The following is a 25,658-nucleotide window of genomic DNA, read 5'->3' as shown; positions in this document are numbered from 1 at the left end:
CCCCTGATACATACGGGGGCAAACGCACAGTAATCAGTACGACGGAGTGAGTAATCGCATGCGCGTACTCCGAGGCGATCGGGCGACGGCTCTGATCGCGGGGGCGGCGGCGGTCATCCTGGCTGGGGCGGCGGCGTTCTTCGGTGTGGGCGTGTCGAGCGCCAACCCGAAGCTGGCCGACGTCGGAGCCTGGCTGTGGACCGCCGCGCGAGGCAAGATCGTGCACGTCAACGGCCTCTCGGGGGAGGTCGACGGCTATCTCGACGACAAGGCGGGCAAGCGGCTCAAAGTGGTCCAGGACGGCTCGCACGTGCTGCTGGTCGACGAGCGCACCGGCTACGTGAGCCGGATCGAGCCCAGCCAGCTCACCGTCACGCAGTCGCGCGACTTCGGCGCGGCCGGCGTGCAGCTCGCGCTGTCGGGCGACACCGGTTACGCGGTGAACCCGAAGGGCGAGGTCCAGCGGATCGACCCGCTCACTCTCAACACCGTGGGCGCGCCGCTCGCGCTGCCCGGCCCGCTGGGCGCGGCCCGCATCGACGGCGCCGGCACGCTGTGGGTGCCCGTCACCGCGAAGGGCGAGGTGGTGCCGGTGTCCGGTGGCGTGGCCCGTACGCCGGTGAAGGTCGGCGAGCCCGGCGAGGAGCTGGCCGTCACCATCGCGGGCTCGGTCCCGCTGATCGTCAACACGCGCGCCGCCACGGCCACGCTCGTCGGCGCCGACGGCGGCGTGGGCGAGATCCTGCTGCCGAAGGAGGTCGCGCAGGCGGCCGAGGGCGGCGTGCTCACCCCGGCCGGCACCGAGGGCCCGCTGGTGCCGGTGCTGACGGCGGGCGACTCGGGGCTGCTCGTGGTGATCGACACCGCGTCCAACTCGGTGCTCACCACCCGGTTCGAGGCGTCCGACCCGGCCGCGCTCGGCGTGCCGCAGGTGCTCGGCTCCAAGGTGTACGTGCCGGACCGCAGCAGCGGCGCCCTGATCGTCTGGGACAGCGCAGACGGCGGCCGGCCCACCACCCTCCAGGTGGCGCAGGGCCCCGGCGAGGTGGACGTGTTCGTCAAGGACGGGCTGCTCTGGGCCAACGACGAGAACGGCGACAAGGCCATCGTCATCGACCCGGAAGGCCGCAAGCACGACATCGACAAGGACGACTCCGACGTCCCGGGCCCGACGAACACGCCCAGGCCCAAGACGCCGAAGCCGGAGCCCACGCAGACGCAGGAGCAGGAGCGGCCCGCCACGTCCGAGCCGGATCCGCGTCCCACCCGGACGGAGGAGGTGGAGGCCGAGCCGGACCCGGAGCCGACCCGTACGAGGACCAGGAAGCCGGTCGCGACGCCCACGCCGACCCCCACGCCCACGCCGACGCCGTCCGCGACGCCGCCCGGCAAGCCGGGGGCCGTGACCGCCAGGACCGGGCCGGGCCGGGTGGACATCAGCTTCAGCCCGTCCGCGGGCGGCGAGGTGGAGCGCTACACGCTGAAGGTGGACGGCGGCGACGGCAGCGTCACGCCGCAGCAGGTGGACGCGGGCGGGCCGTTCCGGTTCGAGTTCACCGGGGGCGACTGCGCGGGCGAGTACACGTTCACCGTCGTCGCGCACTGGTCCGGCGGCGAGGTCGCGTCCGACCCGAGCGCCGGGGTCAAGCCGTGCGTGGCGCCCGGCCCGCCGTCGGGCTTCGCGGCCAAGGCCAAGAACCGGGGCGCCGACCTGACCTGGAGCGCCCCGGAGAACGCCGGCCAGGACGTCACGTACGTGCTGTCGGGCGCGGCGGACAAGGACGGCATCAGCGGCACCTCGTACGGGGTCGAGGGCCTGAAGAACAACCAGAAGCACACGTTCACGCTGAAGGCGAAGAACGCGGCGGGGGAGAGCCAGGAAGCCGTCACCGCCGAGGTGGACCTGGCCTACCCGAGGCACGCCTACCAGAACGCCTACAACGACGAGACCAACACCAAGATCAATTCGTGTGCCACGGGGAACTGCCAGATCGGCCAGATCGACAAGGGGAAGTACCTCAGCCTGACAGTGATCTGCCAGGTCAAGGGCATGTCGGTCAGCGAGAAGCAGTCCGGGGAGACCAGCGACATCTGGAACAGGATCGAGTGGAACGGCGGCGTCGGCTACATCAGCGACACTCTGATGAAGACGCCGCGCGGCGGCTTCCCGGCGGCCCCGCTCTACGAGTGCACCGACTGAGAAGGGGACTCGGTTGACGCATTACAGCCACCAGCAGCACAGCCACGAGCAGCCCGCGCAGCTCGCCGGCCAGTTCGCGCAGCGCTTCCAGCTGCTCGCGACCAACATCGAGCACGTCATCCGAGGCAAGCGCGAGGCCGTCGAGCTGGCGCTGATCTGCCTGTTCGCCGAGGGGCACCTGCTCATCGAGGACGTGCCGGGCACCGGCAAGACGACGCTGGCCCGGTCGATCGCGGCCAGCGTGGACGCCGAGTGGAGGCGCGTGCAGTTCACGCCCGACCTGCTGCCCAGCGACATCACCGGCGTGTCGATCTTCAACCAGGCGCACCAGAAGTTCGAGTTCCACCAGGGGCCGGTGTTCGCCAACATCGTGCTCGCCGACGAGATCAACCGCGCCTCGCCGAAGACGCAGGCGGCGCTGCTGGAGGTCATGGAGGAGCGCCGCGTCACCGTGGACGCCGAGCCGCACCCGGTGCCCCGGCCGTTCCTGGTGGTCGCCACGCAGAACCCGGTCGACATGGACGGCACCTACCCGCTGCCCGAGGCCCAGCTCGACCGCTTCCTCATGCAGATCTCCGTCGGCTACCCCGACCACGCGTCGGAGGTGCAGGTGCTCAAGGGCATGCCCACCGGCCCGCAGGTCGAACGGCTGCCGGTCGTCGCCCGCGCCTCCGACGTCGCCGGGATGATCGACTTCGCGACCCGCATCCACGTCGCCGACCCGGTCTACGACTACATCGTGGCGCTCTGCGCGGCCACCCGCACCAGCCCGCACCTGCGGCTTGGCGCGAGCCCGCGCGGCAGCCTGGCCCTGCTGCGGGCCGCCCGGGTCAAGGCCGCCGCCGCCGGACGCCACTACGTGGTGCCCGAGGACGTCAAGGCGCTGGCCGTGCCCGTGCTGGCCCACCGGCTGATCCGCACGCCCGAGGCCGAGCTGCGCGAGGTCACGGCCGCCGGGGTGCTCGGCGAGCTGCTCGCCGGGATGCCCGTGCCCCAGGCGGCCTAGTGCTGACGCCGCTCGGCTGGGGGACGCTCGCCGGCTCGGCCGCGCTGTACGCGGCCGGGTTCGCGCTCGGCTACCCGGAGCCCGTCGTGCTCGCCACCGGCGGCCTGCTCGCGCTGGCCGCCGCGCTCGCCTGGACCGCGCCCAGGCCCAGGCTGGAGGTGCGGCGCGAGGTGACGCCGCTGAAGGCCCCGCGCGGCGAGGCCGCCGTCGCCGTCCTGCACGTGCGCAACCTCGGCGGGCGGGGCCTGAGCGGGCTGCGCGCCCACGACCGGATCGGCGCGTCCGAGCACGCCGTGGACCTGCCCCGGCTGCCCAGGGGCGGCGCCAGGACCGTCTCGTACCCGCTGCCCACGCAGGTGCGCGGCGACATCCCGATCGGCCCGCTGACGCTCGTGCGGGCCGACCCGCTGGGGCTCACGTGCCGCGTCAGGGAGTACGGCGAGGCCGCGAGGCTCCTGGTCCGCCCGCGCACGGCCGCCCTCACGGTGCCGCCGTCCGGCAGGGCGCACCACCTGGAGGGCCCGGCCAGCGACAACGCGCCCAGCGGCACCGTCACCTTCCACACGCTGCGCGAGTACGTCGTCGGCGACGACCTGCGGCACGTCCACTGGCGCTCCAGCGCCCGCACCGGCACGCTCATGGTCCGCCAGCTCATCGACGCCAGCCTGCCCACGACCACGGTCGTCCTCGACACCCGCGACCTCACCGAGCTCGCCGTCGACGCCGCGGCCTCGGCGGCCGTCGCGGCGGCCGGGGCGGGGTTCCCCGTCCGGGTCGTCACCGGCGACGGGCCGGTGGCCGAGACCAAGTCCGACGGCGAGCTGCTGCTCGACCGGCTCGCCCTGGTCGGCCCCGGCACGACGGGCGTCACGGAGGCGATGCGGCTGGCGCGCGGCGGCGGCTCGCTCGTCCTCGTCACCGCCGACCCCGCCGAGGCGGGCCGCGTCGCCGGCGTCCGCCGCCGCTTCGACCGCGTCATCTGCGTGTACGTGGGCGCGGGAGCCGTCAGCGCGCCCGGCGTCACCGTGATCCCGCTGGCCGAGCTCGACGCGCTGCCGCTGCTGTGGGGGGCCAGATGACCCCGGCGACCGCGATGACCCCGACGACCTGGCACCGGCTCGCCGGTCTCGCGCTCGTCGCCGCCCTCGCCGGGACCGCCGGGTGGGGGTTCCACCGGGTGTTCGCCGGCGCCGGGCTGATCCTCGCGATCGTGCCCGCCGCCGTCGCTCCCGCGCTGGTCGCGGCGCTCACCCGGGCCCGGCCGCTCTGGCTGGCGCTGCTGCTCGACGTGGTGCTGTGGTTCGCCGGGACGATCCCGCTCTACGGCGGCCCGGCCCCCGGGGTGTTCGCGGACGTGGCCAACGCCTGGCAGGGGCTGCTCACCACGCTGCTGCCCGCCCCGCCGGAGCCGCGCCTGCTCGTGCTGGCGCACACGCTCGTCTGGGCCGCCGCCGTCATCGGCGCCGAGGTGCTCAACCGCACCCGCACCCGCCTGGCCGCCGCCCTTCCGGCCCTCGTCGTGTACGGGGTCGCGCTGCTGCTGGGCGTGGACGGCGAAGGCTCCAACCTGCCGGTGGCCGGTGCCCTCCTCGTCCTCGTCGTCGCCCTCGCGCTGGTCAGGGCGGGACGCCCGGCGTTCTGGCTGCTCGCGGGCGTGCCCGCCGGGGCCGCGCTGGCCGCGCTCGCCCTGGTCGCCGGGCCGCTGCTGCCCATCGCCGCCGAGCCGTACAACCCGCGCGAGAACGCCGAGCTGCCGCCGCCCCGCCGCGTCGACAGCGTCAGCCCGCTCGACCGCGTGTCGGCGTGGCTACAGATGCCCGACCGCGACCTGTTCACCGTCAAGGCCGACAAACCGCTCAACTGGCGGCTGGCCGTGCTCGACCGCTACGACGGCGTCCGGTGGACGTCCGCCGCCCGCTTCCAGCCGACCGGCGGCCGGGTGCCCGAGGGCGAGTGGGACGGCCCGGCGGAGACCGTACGGCAGAGCGTCACGTTCAGCGGGCTGCCGGGCACCTGGCTGCCCGCGGCCGAGCGGCCGGTCGAGGTCACCGGGGTGCGCGGGCTGGCCGTCGACCCCGGCAGCGGCGCGCTGATCGCCGAGGTGAAGCCGGGCAAGGGGTTCGCCTACCAGGTGACCTCGCGGGTGGCCAAGCCGTCCAGGCAGGACCTGCTCGACGCCGCGCCCGTCGCCGACGCGTCGCTGACCGCCTTTCCCGCGGGGCCGCAGCGCAAGCTGTTCGCGGAGCTGGCGCAGGAGGCGACCAAGGGCGCGGACGCGCCGATCAAGCAGGCGTACCGGCTGCAGAGCTACCTGCGGGCCAACGCCGGGTACGACGTCACCGCGCCGCCGGGGCACTCGCTCAAGGGGCTGGAGTTCTTCCTGGAGACGACGCACCGGGGGACGTCGGAGCAGTTCGCGTCGGCGTTCGCGCTCATGGCCAGGACGCTCGGGCTGCCGTCGCGGGTGGTGGTGGGCTTCCGTCCCGGCGAGGCCGGTCCTGACGGCGTTTATCATGTTAAATCGGGACATGTGATGGCGTGGGCGGAGATCAAGTTCGACAAGCTCGGCTGGCGGCCCTTCTACCCCACACCCGGCCGGAGCGGCTCCAAGGACGACCACGACGTGGTGTCGTCCGCCATCCAGGAGAGCGAGAAGCTCGCGGGCGAGTTCACCCAGGGCGGCACCAGCAAGCCCAAGCAGTCACGCCCGACCCGTACGGGAACCGGCGACGCGTCCGAAGGCGGCCTCCCGCTCTGGCTGATCGCCCCGGCGGTCCTCGCCGCGCTGCTGGTGGCGTACCTCGGGGTGGCGGCGGCGCGGCCGTGGTGGCGCAGGCGCGCCCGCCGCAACGCCCCCGCGCCGGGCCAGCGGGTGCTCGGCGCGTGGCGGCAGACCTGCGACGACCTGGGGCTGCGCGACGCGCGTACGCTGACCGCCGAGGAGGTCGTGGCCCGCTCCGGCGCCGTCAGCCCCGACCTCCGGCCGCTGGCCGACATCACCAACTTCGCCCGCTACGCCCCCGAGGACGTCGGGTCCGCCGCCGCCGACGAGGCCTGGCGGCGCAGCGACGCCGTACGCCTGGCCGTACGCGCCAGCACCCCCCTCACCGCCCGCCTCCGTGACCGGCTCCTCCTACGATGACCGGCATGCGCAGCGTGGAAGCCCAGCTCCTGCACCGCCCGCCGGGACTCGGGGCAGGCGACGTCGTCCGGCGCCTGCTCGCCGTGCAGGCCCAGGACATCGTCTCCGCCCTGCTGGCCTTCCGCGCCCGCTCGGCGACCCTCACCCGCGCGGACGTCGAGGCCGCCTGGCACTCCCGGGAGATCGTCAGGACGTGGGGGCCGCGCGGCACCCTCCACTTCGTCCACCGCGACGACCTGCCCTGGGTCCACGCGCTCACCCGCAACGACACCGCCGCGCGGCGCCGCCTGGCCCAGGAAGGCGTCACCGGCGACGACCTCCTCCCGCTGATCGACCGCGCGCTCGCCGGTCAGGGCCCGCTCACCAAGGCCGACCTCGCCGAACGCCTGGCGGGCCGGGCGAGCGGCCAGGGCATCGTCCACCTGGTCGCGCTCGCCGCCCACCACGGCCTCGCCGTCCTCGGCCCGCCGCGCGGCGGCAAGCCCACGTACGTGCACGCCGCCGACTGGCTCGGCGCGCCCGTCACCCCCGAGCCGGACCGCGACCGCGCCCTCGCCGAACTGGGCCTGCGCTACCGCCGCGCCCACCACCCGGCCGGGCCCGAAGACCTGGCCGCCTGGTCGGGCCTGCCCCTCGGCGCCGCCCGCGCCGCCTGGCGCGCCCCCGCGCCCGCCGCCCCCGCCCCGCAAGAGCCGGTGGTACGCCTCGCGCCCGCCTTCGACGAGTATCTGCTGGGCTGGAAGAGCCGCGACCCGATCCTCGCGCCCGAGCACGCCCGCGCGGTCTTCCCCGGCGGCGGCCTCCTGCGCCCCGTCGTCATCGCCGGCGGCCGGATCGCGGGCACCTGGACGCGCAAGGCCGCAGCCGTCACGGTCACCCCGTTCGCCGGCCTCGTCGACTCGCGCTCGCTCGACCCGGGCTCCCTCGATGCGGAGATCGCCGACGTCCGCCGCTTCCTGAGCGCGGCGGGTTAGCTCGCCGGGCGGGCGCCCCTGATGCAGGCGGGCTTGGACCAGGCGACCGTGCTGCTCTCCGCGATGTCCAGCGGGACGCCGACCACGAAGCAGTAGCCCCGGTCCGGGTCGAGGCCGCCGATGCGGGCCGAGGTGGCGCCCGCCTCCACCGGGGTGAGCGGCTGGCCGCCCTTCTCCACCGGCGAACGCTGCACCACCACCGGGTAGCGGCGGGCCTTGGCGGTCAGCGCCCACGACAGCTCGACCAGCGCGCCCCGGTCGGAGGTGACCTTCACCTGGCGGGGGGCCAGCGCGGCGACACTGCGCCGGTCGATCGTGGGAGCCTGCGACTGTGACTTGGGCTCTGACGTGCCGGACCCGGCCTTGGGCAGCGTGGCCGGAGGGTCGGCGCGTTGCAGGGAGAGCCACACGGCCAGGACCGTGCCCGCCACGGCCACCGCCGTGACGCTCGCGGTCACCGCCACCTTGACGCCCAGCCGCGAGGTCCGCTGCGGGGGAGGGGGCTCGTACCCGGCGGGACGGGTGACGCGCGGGGCCGCCGAGTGCTGCCACGCCGTCGCGCCCCCGGCCCCGCTCCCGGTTGCGCCCGGCGCCCCCGGACCCGCACCGGGCGGCGGACCGTACGACGCGGGCTGCGGGACGGTGGGCTGCGGGACGACGGCCTGAGGGGCGGCGACCTGAGGGACCGCAGGCTGAGGGGCGGCGGGCTGGGGGGCGGCGGGCTCGCCGAGGAGGTCCGTCACCGGCAGCCCGAGCTCCGCCTGCACCTGCCGCAGCCGCTGCCCGAACTCGCGCGCCGACCCGTAACGCAGCTCCGGCTGCTTGGCCATCGCGCGCAGCACCGTCCGCGTCACCACGGGCGGCACGTCGGGCCGGTCGATCGGCGGCGGCTCCGCGCTCAGCACCCGGTACATCAGCGGCGCGATCGACGGGTCGGTCGGGCTGTGGAAGGCGGGCTGCCCGGCCAGCAGGTGGTAGAGGGTCGAGCCGAGCGAGTAGACGTCGGTGGACACCGAGTGCGGCTGCCCGGTCAGCACCTCGGGCGCGGCGTGCAGCGGCGTGAACGCCTGCGAGGTCGCGGAGATCTCCGCCGAGTCGACGACCCGGGCCACGCCGAAGTCGGCCACGGCCGGCTCCCCGTAGCGGGAGATGAGGATGTTCTGCGGTTTGATGTCGCCGTGCAGGACGCCCGCCTCGTGCACGGCGGCGAGCGCGCCGGCGAGCTTGACGCCGGTGCGCAGCACCTCGGCCACCGGGAACGGGCCCTCGTTGCGGAGCTTGTCGCGCAGCGAGCCGTTCTCGAAGAAGTCCATGGCGATGTACGGCTTGCCGGAGCGGGTCACGCCGGTGTCGAAGACCGTCACCACGTTGGGATGGCCGGTGAGGCGGCCGGTGAGCTGGAGCTCGCGCTGGAAGCGGCGCATCGTGCGCTGGTCGACGCGGTCGACCGACAGCACCTTCAGCGCCACGACCCGGTCGAGGCGCTCCTGGTAGGCGCGGTAGACGACGGCGAACCCGCCCTGGCCGGCCTGATCGAGTACCCGGTAACCGGGCGCGTCCTCGACTGGCAGCACAACTTCCCCCCTGTCACGGGAGAGTTTAGTGTGAAATTTCGGGACGTCAGAGTGGATTCATCAAGTAGCCGCCGGCCACCACCGACGCCCCCGCCACCAGGAGGAAGAAGAACACGTAGAACCCGCCGGGCAGGAACGTCAGCCGCGCGAGCTGGTCGGCGTCGGAGTCGCGCGCCTGCCGCCTGCGCCGCTTGCGCTGCAGCTCCACGATCGGCCGCACCCCGCCGAACAGCAGGAACCACGACACCCCCAGCGCCACGCCCTGCTGCACCCCGGCCGGCGCGTACATGACCAGCGCGAACACCGCCCCGCCCGTCACCAGCAGGATGAGCGCCCCGTACAGGTTGCGGACGAGCAGCAGCATGCACACCAGGAACGCGAGCATCCCCCAGACGAGCAACGTGATGCGGCCCTGCTCGGTCAGCCAGGCGGCGGTCAGCCCGAGCAGCGACGGCGCGAGGTAGCCGGCCAGCGCGGTGAGCACCATGCCGGGCCCGGTGGGCCGCCCCCTGGTCAGCGTCACGCCGGAGGTGTCGGAGTGGAGCCGGATGCCCTCCAGCTTGCGCCGGGTGAGCAGCGCCATCACGGCGTGCCCGCCCTCGTGGGCGATGGTGATCAGCCCCCGGGACAGGCGCCAGGGCGCGGTGAAGGTGACGATCGCGAGTGCCGCCAGCCCGGAGACGGCCACGATCCACGGATCGGGGGCGTCCTGGACCTGGATCAGCTGAGCCCAGAGCTTGTCCATCGAGGAAAAACCCTATCCATGTATGGTCACGACTGTGCTCACAGAACATGATTCTGCGGTTCCGGGGTGGTGGCGGGCGCTCGGCCTGCCCGGCCTGGTGGACCTGCACGTGCACTTCCTGCCCGAGCGGATGGAGCGCCGGGTGTGGCACCACTTCACCCACGGCGGCCCGCTGATGGGGGACGGCTGGCGGATCACGTACGCCTGGCCGGTGGCCGAGCGGGTGGCCCGGCTGCGTCCCGTCCGCGACCTTCTATCCCGAGCCGGAGGCCGAGGCGTACGTGCGGCGCGCGCTGGAGGAGGGGGCGCGGATCTTCAAGGTGCACCTCCAGGTCGGCGGCTTCGACCCGCGCGCCCCCGAGCTGGAGGCGATCTGGGGGCTGCTGGCCGAGGCCGGAGCGCCGGTGGTCGTGCACGCCAGCGCCGTCCCGGTGCCCGGCGGCCACCTCGGCGCGGGGCCGATCGGCGACGTGCTGCGCCGCCATCCCCGGCTGCGGGTGGTGATCGCGCACCTCGGCATGCCGGACTACGAGGCGTTCTTCGAGCTGGCCGGGCGCTACGAGCGGGTGGCGCTGGACACCACGATGGCGCTGACGGACTTCGCGGAGTCGGGCATGCCGTTTCCTCGAAGACTTCTCCCGGCCCTGCGTGATTTCGGAATCGCTGGGAAGATTGTCCTCGGCAGTGATTTCCCGACCATCCCCCATCCGTACGCCCACCAGCTCCAGGCCCTCGACCGGCTCGACCTGGGCGACGACTGGCTGAGAGCCGTGTGCTGGAGCAACGGCCTGGCCATGATCTGATATCAGGGTGAACGATCCGCACGTGGCGCTGATCAGCGCTTTCTACGAGGCTCTGGGCCGCGCCGACTACGCGGCCATGCGGCGGTGCTACCACCCGGACGTGAGCTTCGGTGACCCGATCTTCCAGGAGGTGGAGGGCCGCGAGCGCGTGATGGCGATGTGGCGCCTGCAGCTCGGCGTGCGCGACGGCTTGGCGTCCACCTACCGTGACGTGCGGGCCGACGAGTTCTCCGGCAGCGCCCACTGGACCGCCCGCTACACCTTCCACCGCACCGGGCGGCTGGTGGTCAACGAGATCGACGCGCTGTTCCGGTTCGAGGACGACCTGATCGTCCGGCATCATGACGAGTTCGACTTCAAGCGCTGGTCCAGGATGGCGCTGGGGCGGCCGCACGGCCTGCTGTTCGGCTGGACCCCGATGTGGCGCAAGACCATCAGGGACCGGGCCCAGCAGGAGCTCGACAACCTGCAGACCTAGGAGGTGGCATGGCGAAGGTGAAGGGGTTCAGACGCGGCGGGGGCCGCGAGGAGGCGCCCGAGCACTCCATGGACCCGCGAGCCGGGGAGGAGCCGCCCTACCAGCCCACGGTCATCAACAACACGATCTACCGCGACGGGCGGATCGTCGCCTGCCCGGCCTCGCTCGCCGACGCGTTCGCCCACCTCAAGGCGAACCCCGGCGACATGGCCTGGATCGGCCTGTACCGCCCCAAGGAGTGGGAGCTGGTCAAGCTCGCCGAGGAGTTCGAGCTGCACGAGCTGGCGCTGGAGGACGCCATCGTCGGCTCCCAGCGGCCCAAGGCCGACCGCTACGGCGACACCCTGTTCGTGGTGCTGCGCGCCGCCCGCTACCTCGACGACGTCGAGGAGGTCGCGTTCGGCGAGCTGCACGTCTTCGTCGGCTCCAACGTGGTGATCACCGTACGGCACGCCGAGGCGCCCGACCTCCAGGCCGTGCGCAAGCGCATGGAGTCCGACCCCGACCTGCTCCGGCAGGGCCCCCAGGCCGTGCTGTACGCCATCCTCGACGCGGTCGTCGACGGCTACGCCCCCGTGGTGGCCGGGCTGCAGACCGACATCGAAGAGATCGAGGCGCAGGTCTTCGGCGGCGACCCGGCCGTCTCACGCCGCGTCTACGAGCTGTCCGGCGAGGTCATCGAGTTCCAGCGGGCCACCGCGCCGCTGTCGCGGATCATCGACGGCCTCATCGCCGGGGCCGACAAGTACGGCCTCGACGACGAACTGCGCAGCTACCTGGGCGACGTGAGCGACCACGCCATCACCGTCAACGAGCGCCTCGGCTCGTTCAAGCAGCAGCTCCAGAACATCCTGCTGGTCAACTCCACCCTGGTGAGCCAGGCGCAGAACGAGGAGATGGCCAGGATGACCCAGGTCAGCATCCAGCAGGGCGAGGAGGTCAAGAAGATCTCCGCCTGGGCGGCCATCCTGTTCGCCCCGACGGTGGTGGGCGGCGTCTACGGGATGAACTTCGACGTCATGCCGGAGACGCACTGGGCGTTCGGCTACCCGTTCGCGATGGCGCTCATGGTCGCGAGCTGCGTGACCCTCTACGTGATCTTCAAGAAGCGCGACTGGCTGTGAGCACCGCGGCGGCGTCGCGGCTGATCAGTCGGGGAAGGCCGTGAGCGCGCGCTGGGCCTCGGCCACCGTGCCCGCCAGCTCGGCCGCGAACGCCGGCACCCGGTCGGCGGCGAACCGCGTGGTCGGCACCGAGATCGACAGCGCCGCCACCGCCGTCCCGTTGCCGTTGCGCAGGACCGCGCCGATCGCCGACACGCCCTGCTCGGTGCCCTCGACGTTGAGCGCGTAGCCGCGCGCCCTGATCTCGTCGAGCTCCCGCAGCAGGGCGGCGCGCTCGGGCCCCGGCAGGTCCGGGTAGAGGCCGAGGACGTCGTCGCGGGGCAGCGTGGCCAGCAGGGCCTTGCCGCCGGACGCGCCCCGGGCGGGCAGGATCGTCCCCCTCCTGTCGCCCACGTGCAGGATCTGCGACGACTCCACGCTGTCGAGGAAACGCGCCTCCGTGCCGATCCTGACCATGAGGTTCACCGTCTCCTGCGTCCGCGCGCACAGCGCCTCCATCGCGGGCCGCACCAGGGCGCGCAGCTGGCGCAGCGCCGAGTCGCCGCGGTGCGCCTGCCGGGAGGTGAGGAAGGGCCCCGGCAGATAGGTGTGATGCTCGTCCTGGACGGCGAAGTCGCGATAGACCAGCATGGCCAGCAGGCGGTGCGCGGTGGAGCGGGCGATGCCCAGCTCCCTGGCCACGTCGCTGACCTTGAGCCGCCCCTGGTCGCGCAGCATGTGCAGGATCAGCAGCACGTTGTCGACAGAGCCCAGCGGGTAGGCGGGCCTGTTCTTCATACCAGAATGCTAGTGCGGGACCCGGAATCCGGGCCCTAGCGTTGGGCCCGTTCGAGGGACTGCCCCACGATCGGGAGGGAACCTGCGTGAAGCTCGCCACCCTGCGCCTGCCGCGTCGTACCGCAGCCGTGCGGATCGACGGCGATCTCGCCGTCGAGGTCGGCTCGCCCGACGTCGGCGCGCTGCTCGCGCACCACGACTGGCGCGAGCGGGCGTCGGCCGCCGACGGCGCCCGTCACCCGCTGACCACCGCCGACCTGGCGCCCGTCGTGCCGCACCCCGGCAAGATCATCTGTGTCGGGCTGAACTACCGCGCGCACATCCTGGAGATGGGCCGCGAGCTGCCCGCGTATCCGACGCTGTTCGCCAAGTTCGCCGACGCGCTGATCGGCCCGTACGACGACATCGAGCTGCCGGCCGTCTCCGACGCGGTCGACTGGGAGGCCGAGCTCGCCGTCGTCATCGGCGCGGACGTCCGCCACGCCACGCCCGAGCAGGCCGGGGCCGCGATCGCCGGCTACGCGGTGTTCAACGACGTGAGCGTGCGCGACTACCAGAACCGCACGGCGCAGTGGCTGCAGGGCAAGACGTTCGAGGCCACCACGCCCTTCGGCCCCTACCTGGTCACGCCGGACGAGCTGGAGGGCGAGCTGGCGGAGGGCGGGCTGGCCATGCAGTGCGAGGTCGACGGGGAGGTGGTGCAGCAGGCCGACACCGCCGACCTGGTGTTCCCGCCTGCCGAGCTGATCGCGTACATCTCGGGGATCGTCACGCTGCGGCCGGGCGACGTGATCGCGACCGGCACGCCCGGCGGCGTGGGCCACGCCCGCAGGCCGCCGCGCTACCTGGGCGACGGCAGCAAGCTCGTGACCCGCATCGCCGGCCTCGGCGAGCAGGTCAACACCGCGCGCCGCCTCGGCTGACCCGGCGAGCCGGCGGCCCGCGCGGCCGCCGGTGGGGTGACGCTAGGGAACCGGGTCGCGGTCGCGGACGAAGCAGAGCAGGACCGCGCCCGCCAGCGGTCCCGCCGCCAGGGCCGCGAACGCCGCGCCGAACGAGCCGGTGGCCTGGAACACCGCGCCGATCACCACCGGCACGGTGACGCTGCCGAGCTGCCACAGCGCGTTCGCGGCCCCGGCCGCCGTGCCCGCCAGCCGGACGCCCGCCAGGTCGGGGACCATCGCCACCAGGAGCGGGCTGTAGAGGTAGGCGCCCAGCCCCAGGAAAGGCGCCGCCACCAGGAACTCCACCGGCGTGCGCAACTGCCCGAACACCAGCAGCGCGACCACGAAGTACAGCAGCACGCCGATGGCCGGCCGCCTGCGCCCCTTGCCCATGAGGTCGGTGGCCAGCCCGACGAGCGGCTTGCACACCACGGCCACGACCGCGAACATCACGACCACGGTGCCCGCCGTGACCGGGTCGACCCCGCTGCCCTTGATCATGAGCGTGTTGGACCAGGTGACGAACCCGTACGTGCCCCACAGCGCGCCGAACCCGGCCAGCCCGAGCAGCAGCAGGTCACGGTCGGCCAGCAGCGGCCGAGGGTCCGGCCGCACCGCCCGCCCCGCTTGTCCCGCCGCCCCGTCGCGCAGGAACAGCGCGCACGCCACCGCCACCGCCATCGAGACGATCCCGAACAGCCGGTAGGAGAACTGCCAGTCGTACGCCCCGATCAGGCGCGGCACCACCGCGTTGGCGATCACCGTGCCGAGCGAGGTCGCCGTCAGGTACACGCCCACGGCCGTCCCGCGCTCGCGGCCGGGGAACCAGGTCGCGACGAGCTTCAGCCCCGCCGAGTAGTCGGCCCCGGCGAACAGCCCGATCAGCCCCTGGAGCGCGATCCCCGCGCCCGCCGACGGGCTCGACCCGAACGCCAGCATGCCCCCGCCGGCCACGAGCAGCGACCCCGACAGCACGGCCCGCGCCCCCACCCGGTCGGTCAGCGCCCCGCCCGCCACGTTGGAGATCACGTAACCGGCGTAGTAGGCGGTCGCGAAGACGCCCAGCCCGGCCAGCGACACCCCCAGCCCCTCGCCCACCGCCACCGCCGCCGGCCCCCACGCGGACCGGTCGAGCGACGTCATGGTGAACGACGCCCAGCACAGCAGGAGCACCACCCACCGATACCCGGGGGCGCGCGACAGCGAGCGGGCGATCACGCTGAGTCATTCTGCTATACCCGCAGGTCACAGGAGAGCGGCCGGCGCAATGATCAGCTGAGGAGTTTGCGGGCCGCCTGTTCGATCTCCTCCTCCGACAGCAGGACGTGCCGGGCCGCGTCGCCGAGCGGGATGAAGCTGTCGGACGAGGTCACGCGGGCGATCTTGCCCTCGAAGCCGGCGTCGAGCAGCTCGGCCACGATGCCCTCCGACACGCCGCCGGTGTGCCGGGTCTCGTCGGCGATGAGCACCTTGCCCGTCAGCTCCGCCGCCCGCAGCAGGTCCTCCACCGGCAGCGGGGCCAGCCAGCGCAGGTCGAGCACCCGGCAGCTGAACCCCTCCTGGGTGAGCCGCACCGCCGCCCGCAGGCTCATCCGCAGCCCGTTGCCGAACGTGACGATCGTCAGGTCGCGCCCCTCGCCGTAGGAGCGGGCCCGGCCGATCGGCACGTGCGTCTCCGCCCAGCGCGACGGCGGCGCGTACGGGGCGAGCCAGCCGCCGTCGCCCTCGTCGAACAGGTCCTTGGTGTGGTAGAGCGCGATCGGCTCCAGGAAGACGCAGACCGATCCCTGGGTACGGGCCGCCGCCAGGCAGGTGCGCAGCATCGAGGCGGCGTCGTCGGGCCGTGACGGGGAGGCGATGACGAGCCCCGGGATGTCGCGCAGCGCGCCCACGGCGTTGTCGTTGTGGAAGTGGCCGCCGAACCCCTTCTGGTAGGCGTAGCCGGCCACCCGCACCACGAGCGGGTTCGGGAAGGCGCCCTGGGAGAAGAACGACAGCGTGGCCGCCTCGCCCCGGATCTGGTCGATGGCGTTGTGCAGGTAGGCCAGGTACTGGATCTCCGGCACCGGCAGCAGCTTCGACACCCCGGCGCCGAGCGCCAGCCCGAGCACGGCCTGCTCGTCCAGGTGCGTGTCGAACACCCGGGTGTGGCCGAAGCGCTTCTGCAGCCCCCGGGTGACGCCGTAGACGCCGCCCTTCTTGGCCACGTCCTCGCCGAAGACCATCATCTCCGGGTAGACGGCCAGCGCGTCGGCGAGCGTGCGGTTGATCGCCTGGCAGAGCGTCACGCCGCCCTCGGACTCCGGCAGCGTCCCGGCGAACGCCTTCTCCCGGATCGACGCCTCCGCCGCCACCGGGCTGATCTTCGCGATCAGGTCGGCCTGGCGGGGGGCGATCGGCGCCATGATGTCGCGGGCGGAGCCGAGCCGCGGGGTGCGGGTGGTCTCCAGCGCGATCCGCAGCACGTGCTCGCGCGACAGCTCGTAGCGCGACAGCAGCTCCTCGGGGGTGGCCTGGCCGGCCTCGACGAGCAGCCTGGCCGTGGCCACCAGCGGGTCGCGTTCCAGGTCGGCGCGGATGTCCCGCTGCGTGCGGTAGGCCAGCTCGACGTCGGAGCCCGCGTGCCCCATCAGCCGCACGGTGGACAGGTGCAGGAACGCGGGGGAGCGGTGGGTGCGCACGTGCTCGGCCGCCTGCCGCGCCACGTCGTACGCCTGCGCGAGGTCGCAGCCGTCGGCGGCGAAGTACGTGATGCCGGGGCGCCGGGCGGCGGCCTCCACCCAGCCCTTGGGGGTGCGGACGCTGATGCCGATGCCGTTGTCCTCGCACACGAACAGGATCGGCAGCGGCTGCCCCTGGAAGGTGGCGTAGGCGGCGGTGTTGAACGCCGTCAGCGCCGAGGCGTGGTTGGCCGAGGCGTCGCCGAAGCTGCACACGGTGATCGCGTCGTCCGGCCACGCCGAGGGGGCGCCGAGCGCGCGGGCCCGCTCGATGGCGAACGCCACGCCGACGGCCCGGGGCAGGTGGCTGGCGATGGTGGACGTCTGGGGGATGACCGCCAGGTCGGGGTGGCCGAACACCTTGTGCCGCCCGCCCGCGATCGGCTCGTCGGCCGAGGCGGTCAGGCCCAGCAGCACGTCGCGGATGCCCTGCTCGGGCAGCCGCCCGGCCTGCTCCGACCGGGTCAGGTAGAAGGCGCCGGAGCGGTAGTGGAGCAGGGCGGGGTCGCCGGGCCGCAGGGCCGCGGCGACGGCCGCGTTGCCCTCGTGACCGGCCGAGCCGATCGTGTAGAAGCCCTCGTCCTGCTCGCGCAGCCAGCGGGCCGCGATGTCGAGCAGTCGGCTGTCGACCTGCCGCTTGTAGAGCCTGCGGCACTCCGCGCCGGTGAGCGTGGTGCCGTCGCGGACGGGGTCGGCGGGATCTCGCGCCGCGCCGCCCTCAAGAGCCGTAACCGCCTGGATGAAATGAGTCTCAACAGTGTCGCGCGCCACAAAGCCGATTATGTCTGTCCGCGTGGCGTCCGTCTGCCAGTCGGCGTGGACAGGTGCTGGACCGGTCCGATTGACCCCTTTCTATAACAGCTTGTCAGAATTCTGAACTTGGGGCGTCCGATCCTCGTCTACTGGTAGAAGCACGTGGCACCCTCAATGCCGCGTTGAAACCCCTGGGGTATCCAGAAAGGAACCCGAATGTTACAACGCACCCGCGTGGCCGCCGTCGCGCTCGCGGTCGGCGCCGGGGCTCTGGCCCTGACCCCGACGGCGTCGGCGGTGGCCGAAACCACGGCGGAGACCATCTCCCGGGTCGACGTCAGCCCGTCCCCGGTGGTGATCTTCGACAAGCCCGTCAAGGCGACGTTCACGTTCACCACCAAGGGCGCAGGAAAGGCCGAGTTCCAGCTCAAGGCCCCCGGTGACGCGGGCGTCTTCACGCCCGTCGAGGTCAAGCCGTCGCCCCACGGCCAGGAGACCAGGTGGACGGCCACCAAGGAGTTCACCGCCGCCAACGCCGGCGTCTGGAACTTCCTCGCCATCGCCGGCGACGCCTCCGCCAAGGGCACCTTCCAGGTGAAGAAGGCGCTCGACACCAAGGTGGTGGAGTTCGACGCCGACCCCGACCTGGTCGAGAAGGGTGACCGGCTCAGGGTCTCGGGCAAGCTCGAGGCCGAGGGCAAGGCGTACGGCGGGCAGAAGGTCACCATCACCTTCCGCGCCCGCGGCACCGACGCCTACCGGCACGTCACCACCGCCACCACCCGCCGCAGCGGCTGGTTCTCCGCCCACGTCCGGGCCGGGGCGACCGGCTGGTGGCGGGCGGAGTTCGGCGGCAACGCCGAGGCCAGGTCCTCCGTCAGCGACACCGACCGCGTCTCCGTGCGGTGGCGCGACCGGGACAGCCGCATCACCGGCTTCAACGCCTACCACGAGCCCGTCACCCGCGGTGACCGGCTCAGCTTCACCGGCACCCTCCAGGTGGAGGGCTGGCGCGACCTGCCGGGCGAGCGCGTGTCCATCATGTTCAAGGAGCACGGCTCCAGCCACTGGCGGCGCGTCACCAGCGACGTGACCGACAGGGACGGCCGCTTCTGGGCACGGGCCACCGCGTACGACTCCGGCTGGTGGCGCGCCGAGTTCGACGGCGCCCGCGGCGTCGACGGCTCGGTCAGCGGCACCGACTGGGTCCGCGTCGTCGAGCCCACCCCGCCGCCGGCGGTCAAGGCCGACACCCGCGTCATCTCCTTCAACGCCTACCCGGAGCCGGTCAAGCGCGGCAAGCACCTGAGGTTCCGGGCCAAGCTGCAGGTCGACGACGAGGGCGACTGGGACGGCTACAAGGGCAAGGTGCGGCTGTACTTCAAGCCCTCCGGGTCCGCGAAGTACTCCTACGTCAAGTCCACCTGGTCCAACAGCAGCGGCAAGATCTACACCAAGGTCAAGGCCTGGAAGTCGGGCCGCTGGAAGTTCGTCTACCAGGGCGACGACGACACCTACGGTGACACCAGCGGTTCGGACTACGTCCGCGTGAAGCGCTGACCGTCCGGCCCGCCTGACCGGCACGCGCGAGGCCCGGGACCGCTGTGGTCCCGGGCCTCGTCCTTTGTCCAGAGTGTTAACGAGCGTTAACAGCGGCCTCCAGTGCCGCCCCGGCCATGGCGTGCAGCAGCGGGCGCATGGCCTCGCCCGGCAGCTCCCCGGCGCTGTGCGGCGTGGAGTTGAGCAGGCCGAACACCGCGTGCGTGGCGGCGCGCAGCCGGGCGGCCGGGCAGGCCGGGTGCAGCTCGGCCAGCACCGTCACCCACTCCTCCACGTACAGCCGCTGCAGCCGCCTGATCTGCCGCCGCTCCCGCTCGGGCACGTTGCCCAGCTCCCTGTCGTGCACCGTGATCAGCGCCGGCTGCTCGATGGCGAAGGTGATCTGCACGTGCAGCAGCGCGTCGAGCGTCTCGGCCGGGCCGGTCGAGGAGGTGACAACGGCCGCCGCCGACTCGCGCAGCCGGGAGCTGACGTCGAGCAGCATCTCCGCCAGCAGCGCCTCCTTGCCCGCGAAGTGCCGGTAGAGCGCCGGGCCCGAGACGCCCACCGCGGCGCCGATGTCCTCGATCGGCACGCCGTGGAACCCGCGTGCCGCGAACAGCTCTGCGGCGGCCCGGAGGATTTCCGCGCGCCTGTTTCCCCGATTGCGGGTAGGGGTCGGAGCAGTCGTCACGTCTCACATGCTAGACGATTACGTTAATGGTGACTAACATCGCGGCCATGACGAGAGGGGACACATGAGCGACTGGCCGGTGCTCAAGTCGGCCGCCGCCCCGGGGGCCGAGGCGTACAAGAGCAACGCCGAGCGCAACGAGCGGCTCGCGGCCGAGCTGCGCGAGCGCCTCGCCGCCGCCGCGCTGGGCGGCCCCGAGCGATCGCGGCAGCGTCACGTCTCGCGCGGCAAGCTGCTGCCGCGCGACCGCGTCGACGGCCTGCTCGACCCCGGATCGCGCTTCCTGGAGCTGTCGCCGCTGGCGGCCAACGGCCTCTACGACGACCAGGCGCCCGCCGCCGGGATCATCACCGGCGTCGGCCGCGTCTCCGGCCGCGAGTGCGTGATCGTGGCCAACGACGCCACGGTCAAGGGCGGCACCTACTACCCACTGACCGTCAAGAAGCACCTGCGGGCCCAGGAGGTGGCGCTGCACAACCGGCTGCCGTGCCTCTACCTCGTCGACTCCGGCGGCGCCTTCCTGCCCAAGCAGGACGAGGTGTTCCCCGACCGCGAGCACTTCGGCCGCATCTTCTACAACCAGGCCACGATGTCGGCGCGCGGCATCCCGCAGATCGCCGCCGTGCTCGGCTCCTGCACCGCCGGCGGCGCGTACGTGCCGGCGATGAGCGACGAGGCGGTGATCGTGCGCGGCCAGGGCACGATCTTCCTCGGCGGCCCGCCGCTGGTGAAGGCCGCCACCGGCGAGGAGGTCAGCGCCGAGGAACTGGGCGGCGGCGACCTGCACGCGCGCGTCAGCGGCGTCACCGACCACCTCGCCGAGGACGACGCGCACGCGCTGGCCATCGTCCGCGACATCGTCGCCACGCTCGGCCCGCGCGCCGAGCGGCCCTGGGACACCGTCGCCCCCGAGCCGCCGCGCCACGACCCGCGCGACCTGTACGGGCTGATCCCCGCCGACACGCGGCAGCCGTACGACGTGCGCGAGGTCATCGCGCGGCTGGTCGACGGGTCGCGCTTCCTGGAGTTCAAGGCCGAGTACGGCACCACGCTCGTCACCGGGTTCGCCCATCTGCACGGGCACCCGGTCGGGATCATCGCCAACAACGGCATCCTGTTCAGCGAGTCGGCGATGAAGGGCGCGCACTTCATCGAGCTGTGCGACCAGCGGCGCATCCCGCTGGTGTTCCTGCAGAACATCAGCGGCTTCATGGTCGGCAAGGCGTACGAGGCGGGCGGCATCGCCAAGCACGGCGCCAAGATGGTCACGGCCGTGTCGTGCGCGCGGGTGCCGAAGTTCACCGTGGTGATCGGCGGGTCGTTCGGGGCGGGCAACTACGCGATGGCCGGGCGCGCCTACTCGCCCCGGTTCCTGTGGATGTGGCCCAACGCGCGCATCTCCGTCATGGGCGGCGAGCAGGCCGCGAACGTGCTCACCACCGTGGGCGACGCCGACGCCGACACGATCCGGGCCCAGTACGAGCACCAGGGCAACCCCTACTACTCCACCGCCAGGCTGTGGGACGACGGGGTGATCGACCCGGTCGACACCCGCACCGTGCTCGGGCTGGCGCTCTCCGCGGCGGCCAACGCGCCGCTCGACCCCATCGGCTACGGCGTCTACCGGATGTGATCATGGCTGACTCGCTGTTCTCTCGCGTGCTCGTCGCGAACCGGGGGGAGATCGCGCTACGGATCATCCGCACCCTCCGGAAGCTCGGCATCGGCTCCGTCGCGGTGCACACCGCCTCGGACCGGGACGCCCCGCACGTCCACGCCGCCGACATAGCCCACCAGGTCCCGAAATATCTGGACATGGAGGCGATCGTGGAGGTCGCCCGCGCCACCGGCGCCGAGGCCGTCCACCCCGGCTACGGCTTCCTCGCCGAGAACGCCGCCTTCGCCCGCCTGTGCGCCTCGGCCGGGATCGTCTTCGTCGGCCCGCCGCCGGAGGCCATCGAGGCGATGGGCGACAAGATCCGCGCCAAGGCCACCGTGTCGGCCGCCGGAGTCCCCGTCGTCCCCGGCGCCGCGGAGCCGCACGACTCCCTCCTGGACTGGCCGCACTTCCCGGCGCTCATCAAGCCGTCGGCCGGCGGCGGCGGCAAGGGCATGGTCCTGGTCCGCTCGGCCGCCGAGCTGCCCGACGCCCTGGAGTCGGCCCGCCGCACGGCCACCGCCGCCTTCGGCGACGGCACGCTGCTCATCGAGCGGTACGTGGCCAACCCGCGCCACATCGAGATCCAGGTCTTCGCCGACGCCCACGGCGGCGTCGTCCACCTCGGCGAGCGCGAGTGCAGCCTGCAACGGCGCCACCAGAAGATCATCGAGGAGTCGCCGTCCCCCTTCGTCGGCCCCGGCCTGCGCGCCCGCATGGGCGCCGCCGCCGTCGAGGCCGCCCGCGCCGTCTCCTACACCGGCGCCGGCACCGTCGAGTTCATCGTCGACGGCACCACCGGCGACTACCACTTCATGGAGATGAACACCCGCCTCCAGGTCGAACACCCCGTCACCGAGATGGTGACCGGGCTCGACCTGGTCGAGCTGCAGCTCCGCGCCGCCGCCGGCCAGCCGCTCCCGCTCACGCAGGACGACGTGCGCCTCCAGGGCCACGCGGTCGAGGCCCGCCTGTACGCCGAGGACCCGGCGCGCGGCTTCCTGCCCACCGGCGGCCGGATCCTCGCCCTGCGCACCCCCGAGGGGGTGTCCGTACGCGTCGACTCCGGCATCAGCGAGGGCGGCGTCGTCGGCACCGAGTTCGACCCGATGCTCGCCAAGGTCATCGCCTGGGCCCCGGACCGGGAGCAGGCGCTGCGGAGCCTGGACCGGGCGCTGGCCGGCACCGTCGTGCTCGGCGTCACCACGAACGTGCCCTTCCTGCGGTCGCTGCTCGCCCACCGCGCCGTACGCGACGGCGACCTCGACACCGGCCTCGTCGAACGCGCCCTGCCCGAGCTGGACCTCGACGCCCCCACGCCCTCCGAGGTGGCGGTCGCGGCGGCGCTGGCCTTCCACGACCGGCCGCGCGGCGCCGACCCGTGGGACGTCGCCGACGGCTGGCGGGTCGGCGAGCCCGCGTGGACCACCTGGCGCGTCGAGGCGCGTGACGGCGTCCACACCGTCCGGGTCAGCGGGCTGCCGCACGAGTCCGCGCACGTCCGCACCGGCGACGACGGCCCGGCCCAGCACGCGGTCCTCCGCGCCGACGGCTCCGGCCTGGAGGTGACCGCCGGCGGCCGGACCACCCGCTACGAGCAGGCCCGCGACGGCGACACGCTCTGGCTCGGCCGCGACGGCGCCGCCTGGGCGCTGACCCGGCACCGCGTCGGCGACCCCGGCGACCGGCCCGGAGCCGCCCTGGCGGGCGACGGCGTGGTCCGCAGCCCCATGCCGGGCACCGTCCTGGTGGTCAAGGCGCAGCCCGGCGAACGGGTCGCCGAGGGCCAGCCGCTGCTGATCGTGGAGGCGATGAAGATGGAGCACACCGTCACCGCGCCCCGCGACGGCGTCGTCGCCGAGCTGCCCGTGCGCGCGGGACAGCCGGTCGACATGGACGCCGTCCTGGCCGTGGTCGCCGAGGAGGAGGAGCGATGAGCCCCGCCTACCCGATCGAGGGCCTGCCGAGGCAGGTCACCGTGTACGAGGTCGGCCCGCGCGACGGGCTGCAGAACGAGTCGGCGATCGTGCCCGTCGAGATCAAGGCCGAGTTCGTGGACCGCCTCGCCGACGCCGGGCACAAGGTCATCGAGACGACCAGCTTCGTGCACCCCCGCTGGGTGCCGCAGCTCGCCGACGCCGAGGAACTGCTCGGCAAGCTGCGCCGCAGGCCCGGCGTCCGCTACCCGGTGCTGGTCCCCAACGAGCGCGGCCTGGAACGGGCGCTCGCCCACGGCGTCGAGGAGATCGCCGTGTTCGCCAGCGCCACCGAGACGTTCGCGGCCAAGAACCTCAACCGCGGCCTGGAGAGCCAGTTCGAGATGTTCGAGCCGGTCGTCGCCACCGCCGTCGAGAACGGCGTGCGGGTGCGCGCCTACGTCTCGATGTGCTTCGGCGATCCGTGGGAGGGCCCGACGCCCGTCAGCCAGGTGGTCGCCGTCGGCGAGCGGCTGCTCGGACTCGGCTGCTACCAGCTCTCGCTCGGCGACACGATCGGCGTCGGCACCCCCGGCCACGTCGCCGCGCTCATCGAGGCGTTCGGCTCCCCGGACCGGCTCGCCGTGCACTTCCACGACACCTACGGCCAGGCGCTGGGCAACACGCTGGCCGCCCTGCGGGCCGGCGTCACGACCGTCGACGCCTCCACCGGCGGCATCGGCGGCTGCCCCTACGCCGAGTCCGCCACCGGCAACCTCGCCACCGAGGACCTGGTCTGGATGCTGCGCGGGCTCAGCATCGAAACCGGCCTCGACCTGGACAAACTCGTCTCCACCAGCACCTGGCTGGCCCAGCGGCTGGGCCGGCCCAGCCCGTCGCGCGTCGTCCAGGCCCTCTCGAAAGGCTGACCATGCTGACCCCTGAACACGAAGAGCTGCGCAAGACCGTCGAGGCGTTCGCGCGCGACGTCGTCGCCCCGGTGATCGGCGACTACTACGAGCGGGAGGAGTTCCCGTACGAGATCGTCCGTCAGATGGGCGCGATGGGGCTGTTCGGGCTGCCGATCCCGGAGGAGCACGGCGGCATGGGCGGCGACTACTTCGCGCTCTGCCTGGCGCTGGAGGAGCTGGCCAGGGTCGACTCCAGCGTGTCGATCACGCTGGAGGCGGCCGTGTCGCTGGGCGCGATGCCGATCTACCGGTTCGGCAGCCCGGAGCAGCGCGAGCGCTGGCTGCCGAAGCTCGCCTCGGGCGAGATGCTGGGCGCGTTCGGCCTGACCGAGCCGGGCGGCGGCTCCGACGTGGCCGGCGGCATGCGCACCACCGCCGTGCTCGACGGCGACGAATGGGTGATCAACGGGACGAAGGCGTTCATCACCAACTCCGGCACCGACATCACCGGCGTCGTCGGCGTGGCCGCCATCACCGGCGAGCGGGAGATCTCCACGATCCTCGTGCCGAGCGGCACCCCCGGCTTCACCGTCTCCAAGAAGTACTCCAAGGTCGGCTGGAACGCCTCCGACACCCGCGAGCTGTCCTTCTCCGACTGCCGGGTGCCCGCCGCCAACCTGCTCGGCGAGCGCGGCCGGGGCTACGCCCAGTTCCTGCAGACGCTCGACGAGGGCCGCGTCGCCATCGCCGCGCTCAGCGTCGGCCTCGCGCAGGGGTGCGTGGACGAGTGCCTGAAGTACGTGCGCGAACGGCGCGCGTTCGGCCACCCGATCGGCCACTACCAGGCCATCCAGTTCAAGATCGCCGACATGGAGGCCCGGGCCCACACCGCCCGCCTGGCCTACTACCACGCGGCCGAGAAGATGCTGGCCGGGGTGCCGTTCAAGAAGGAGGCGGCGATCGCCAAGCTCGTCTCCTCCAACGCCGCCATGGACAACTCCCGCGACGCCACGCAGATCTTCGGCGGCTACGGGTTCATGAACGAGTTCCCCGTCGGCCGCTTCTACCGCGACGCCAAGATCCTGGAGATCGGCGAGGGCACCAGCGAGGTCCAGCGGATGCTCATCGCCAGGCAGCTCGGCCTCGGCGACCTGTGAGACGGCGCTGACGTGGGGATTGGACGGGGCGTCGAGCAGGATCTAGGGTCACACGGCATGACGGCTGACGATCTTCTCATCCGGAGAGTCGAGGAGGCGGACGCGGACGAGGTGTTCGCGCTCGCGCGGGAGTTCGGGCTGACGTTCCGGCCCGAGCGCGACGCCTTCGACCGCGCGCTGCCCGCGCTGCTGCGCGACGACGACACGATGGTGCTGGCGGCCGTCGTCGACGGGCGGGTGCACGGCTACCTGCTGGGGTACGTGCACCTGACGCTGTTCGCCAACGGGCCCGTCGCCTGGGTGGAGGAGGCGATGGTGCGCAGCGGGAGCCGCAGGCAGGGCATCGGGCGGTCGCTGCTGGAGGAGTTCGAGACGTGGGCCAGGTCCCGCCAGGCCCGTTACGTGGCGATGGCGACCAGGCGGGCGCCGGAGTTCTACCACGCGCTCGGCTACGAAGCTTCCGCCACCTTCTACCGCAAGGTGCTCAAATGACGTGAAACCCAAGGTCCTTGAGGTAAAGCTGTCATAGCGGGATGGCATGCTT

The 25,658-nt window shown here is 73.0% G+C and carries 20 protein-coding genes and 1 pseudogene; 15 read left to right on the top strand and 6 right to left on the bottom strand.

Annotated features, from left to right (window positions below; translation table 11 throughout):
* Positions 1 to 58: 58 nt before the first annotated feature.
* The 5 genes from ACWDXC_RS09595 to ACWDXC_RS09575 are packed head-to-tail and all read left to right on the top strand — an operon-like array spanning position 59 to position 7,322.
* Complete coding sequence (locus tag ACWDXC_RS09595; protein ID WP_449980027.1) at positions 59 to 2,200, top strand: hypothetical protein; 2,142 nt, start codon at positions 59 to 61, stop codon at positions 2,198 to 2,200.
* A gap of 13 nt (positions 2,201 to 2,213) precedes the next feature.
* Complete coding sequence (locus tag ACWDXC_RS09590) at positions 2,214 to 3,206, top strand: AAA family ATPase (RefSeq protein WP_449980025.1); 993 nt, start codon at positions 2,214 to 2,216, stop codon at positions 3,204 to 3,206.
* A complete protein-coding gene (locus ACWDXC_RS09585) occupies positions 3,206 to 4,285 on the top strand; it encodes a DUF58 domain-containing protein (RefSeq protein ID WP_449980022.1) in 1,080 nt (359 codons plus the stop codon). The genes ACWDXC_RS09590 and ACWDXC_RS09585 overlap by 1 nt, the downstream gene beginning before the upstream one ends.
* Positions 4,282 to 6,348, top strand: a complete 2,067-nt coding sequence (locus tag ACWDXC_RS09580) for a DUF3488 and transglutaminase-like domain-containing protein (RefSeq protein WP_449980020.1) — start codon at positions 4,282 to 4,284, stop codon at positions 6,346 to 6,348. Before ACWDXC_RS09585 ends, ACWDXC_RS09580 begins: the two co-directional genes overlap by 4 nt.
* A 5-nt stretch (positions 6,349 to 6,353) precedes the next feature.
* Positions 6,354 to 7,322 carry a winged helix DNA-binding domain-containing protein gene (locus tag ACWDXC_RS09575; RefSeq protein ID WP_449980017.1) on the top strand — a complete coding sequence of 323 codons (969 nt, stop codon included), beginning with the start codon at positions 6,354 to 6,356 and terminating at the stop codon, positions 7,320 to 7,322.
* Here the strand turns inward: ACWDXC_RS09575 and ACWDXC_RS09570 are convergent.
* Together ACWDXC_RS09570 and ACWDXC_RS09565 are read right to left on the bottom strand one after the other, a co-directional pair.
* A complete protein-coding gene (locus ACWDXC_RS09570) occupies positions 7,319 to 8,896 on the bottom strand; it encodes a serine/threonine-protein kinase (RefSeq protein ID WP_449980015.1) in 1,578 nt (525 codons plus the stop codon). The genes ACWDXC_RS09575 and ACWDXC_RS09570 overlap by 4 nt on opposite strands.
* Positions 8,897 to 8,942: 46 nt before the next feature.
* Positions 8,943 to 9,641, bottom strand: a complete 699-nt coding sequence (locus ACWDXC_RS09565; RefSeq protein ID WP_364168853.1) for a M50 family metallopeptidase — start codon at positions 9,639 to 9,641, stop codon at positions 8,943 to 8,945.
* A 275-nt stretch (positions 9,642 to 9,916) separates the two neighbouring features.
* On the opposite strand from ACWDXC_RS09565, the pseudogene ACWDXC_RS09560 reads away from it, so the two are divergent.
* From ACWDXC_RS09560 to ACWDXC_RS09550, 3 genes and pseudogenes are all read left to right on the top strand, one after another.
* Positions 9,917 to 10,444, top strand: a pseudogene (locus tag ACWDXC_RS09560) (amidohydrolase family protein); the annotation flags it as partial.
* A gap of 7 nt (positions 10,445 to 10,451) precedes the next feature.
* Positions 10,452 to 10,922 (top strand): nuclear transport factor 2 family protein, encoded by a 471-nt coding sequence (locus tag ACWDXC_RS09555; protein ID WP_308126079.1) that lies wholly within the window; start codon positions 10,452 to 10,454, stop codon positions 10,920 to 10,922.
* An 8-nt stretch (positions 10,923 to 10,930) separates the two neighbouring features.
* Positions 10,931 to 12,046 (top strand): magnesium and cobalt transport protein CorA, encoded by a 1,116-nt coding sequence (locus tag ACWDXC_RS09550; RefSeq protein WP_449980013.1) that lies wholly within the window; start codon positions 10,931 to 10,933, stop codon positions 12,044 to 12,046.
* Between the two features lie 24 nt (positions 12,047 to 12,070).
* Here ACWDXC_RS09550 and ACWDXC_RS09545 read toward each other — a convergent pair whose 3' ends face one another.
* Positions 12,071 to 12,823, bottom strand: a complete 753-nt coding sequence (locus ACWDXC_RS09545) for an IclR family transcriptional regulator (RefSeq protein WP_449980011.1) — start codon at positions 12,821 to 12,823, stop codon at positions 12,071 to 12,073.
* An 86-nt stretch (positions 12,824 to 12,909) separates the two neighbouring features.
* On the opposite strand from ACWDXC_RS09545, the gene ACWDXC_RS09540 reads away from it, so the two are divergent.
* Positions 12,910 to 13,746: a fumarylacetoacetate hydrolase family protein gene (locus ACWDXC_RS09540; protein ID WP_449980008.1), complete on the top strand. Its 837-nt coding sequence runs from the start codon at positions 12,910 to 12,912 to the stop codon at positions 13,744 to 13,746.
* Positions 13,747 to 13,788: 42 nt separating this feature from the next.
* Here ACWDXC_RS09540 and ACWDXC_RS09535 read toward each other — a convergent pair whose 3' ends face one another.
* Both ACWDXC_RS09535 and ACWDXC_RS09530 read right to left on the bottom strand, forming a co-directional pair.
* On the bottom strand, positions 13,789 to 14,985 hold the full coding sequence (locus ACWDXC_RS09535) for an MFS transporter (RefSeq protein WP_449980006.1): 1,197 nt from the start codon (positions 14,983 to 14,985) through the stop codon (positions 13,789 to 13,791).
* Positions 14,986 to 15,038: 53 nt separating this feature from the next.
* Positions 15,039 to 17,258, bottom strand: a complete 2,220-nt coding sequence (locus ACWDXC_RS09530) for a thiamine pyrophosphate-dependent enzyme (RefSeq protein ID WP_364168844.1) — start codon at positions 17,256 to 17,258, stop codon at positions 15,039 to 15,041.
* A 198-nt stretch (positions 17,259 to 17,456) separates the two neighbouring features.
* On the opposite strand from ACWDXC_RS09530, the gene ACWDXC_RS09525 reads away from it, so the two are divergent.
* On the top strand, positions 17,457 to 18,800 hold the full coding sequence (locus tag ACWDXC_RS09525) for a hypothetical protein (protein WP_449980002.1): 1,344 nt from the start codon (positions 17,457 to 17,459) through the stop codon (positions 18,798 to 18,800).
* Between the two features lie 76 nt (positions 18,801 to 18,876).
* Here ACWDXC_RS09525 and ACWDXC_RS09520 read toward each other — a convergent pair whose 3' ends face one another.
* The gene (locus ACWDXC_RS09520) at positions 18,877 to 19,473 is read right to left on the bottom strand and encodes an SACE_7040 family transcriptional regulator (protein ID WP_219511721.1); all 597 of its coding nucleotides are present in this window, start codon (positions 19,471 to 19,473) and stop codon (positions 18,877 to 18,879) included.
* A 64-nt stretch (positions 19,474 to 19,537) separates the two neighbouring features.
* Here ACWDXC_RS09520 and ACWDXC_RS09515 point away from each other — a divergent pair, with 64 nt between their 5' ends.
* The 5 genes from ACWDXC_RS09515 to ACWDXC_RS09495 are packed head-to-tail and all read left to right on the top strand — an operon-like array spanning position 19,538 to position 25,606.
* Positions 19,538 to 21,106, top strand: coding sequence for a carboxyl transferase domain-containing protein (locus ACWDXC_RS09515; RefSeq protein WP_449979999.1), 1,569 nt, complete (start codon positions 19,538 to 19,540; stop codon positions 21,104 to 21,106).
* A 2-nt stretch (positions 21,107 to 21,108) separates the two neighbouring features.
* Positions 21,109 to 23,067, top strand: coding sequence for an acetyl/propionyl/methylcrotonyl-CoA carboxylase subunit alpha (locus tag ACWDXC_RS09510; protein WP_449979997.1), 1,959 nt, complete (start codon positions 21,109 to 21,111; stop codon positions 23,065 to 23,067).
* Positions 23,064 to 23,975, top strand: a complete 912-nt coding sequence (locus tag ACWDXC_RS09505; protein WP_449979994.1) for a hydroxymethylglutaryl-CoA lyase — start codon at positions 23,064 to 23,066, stop codon at positions 23,973 to 23,975. Before ACWDXC_RS09510 ends, ACWDXC_RS09505 begins: the two co-directional genes overlap by 4 nt.
* A gap of 2 nt (positions 23,976 to 23,977) precedes the next feature.
* Positions 23,978 to 25,114 carry an acyl-CoA dehydrogenase family protein gene (locus ACWDXC_RS09500; RefSeq protein WP_219511735.1) on the top strand — a complete coding sequence of 379 codons (1,137 nt, stop codon included), beginning with the start codon at positions 23,978 to 23,980 and terminating at the stop codon, positions 25,112 to 25,114.
* Positions 25,115 to 25,171: 57 nt separating this feature from the next.
* Positions 25,172 to 25,606, top strand: coding sequence for a GNAT family N-acetyltransferase (locus ACWDXC_RS09495; RefSeq protein ID WP_219511737.1), 435 nt, complete (start codon positions 25,172 to 25,174; stop codon positions 25,604 to 25,606).
* Positions 25,607 to 25,658 lie beyond the last annotated feature (52 nt).

The sequence above is a fragment of the Nonomuraea sp. NPDC003214 genome (assembly GCF_053590035.1).
The sequence above is the reverse complement of the archived record's forward strand: the minus strand, read 5'-3'. Positions and strand labels throughout refer to the sequence as shown.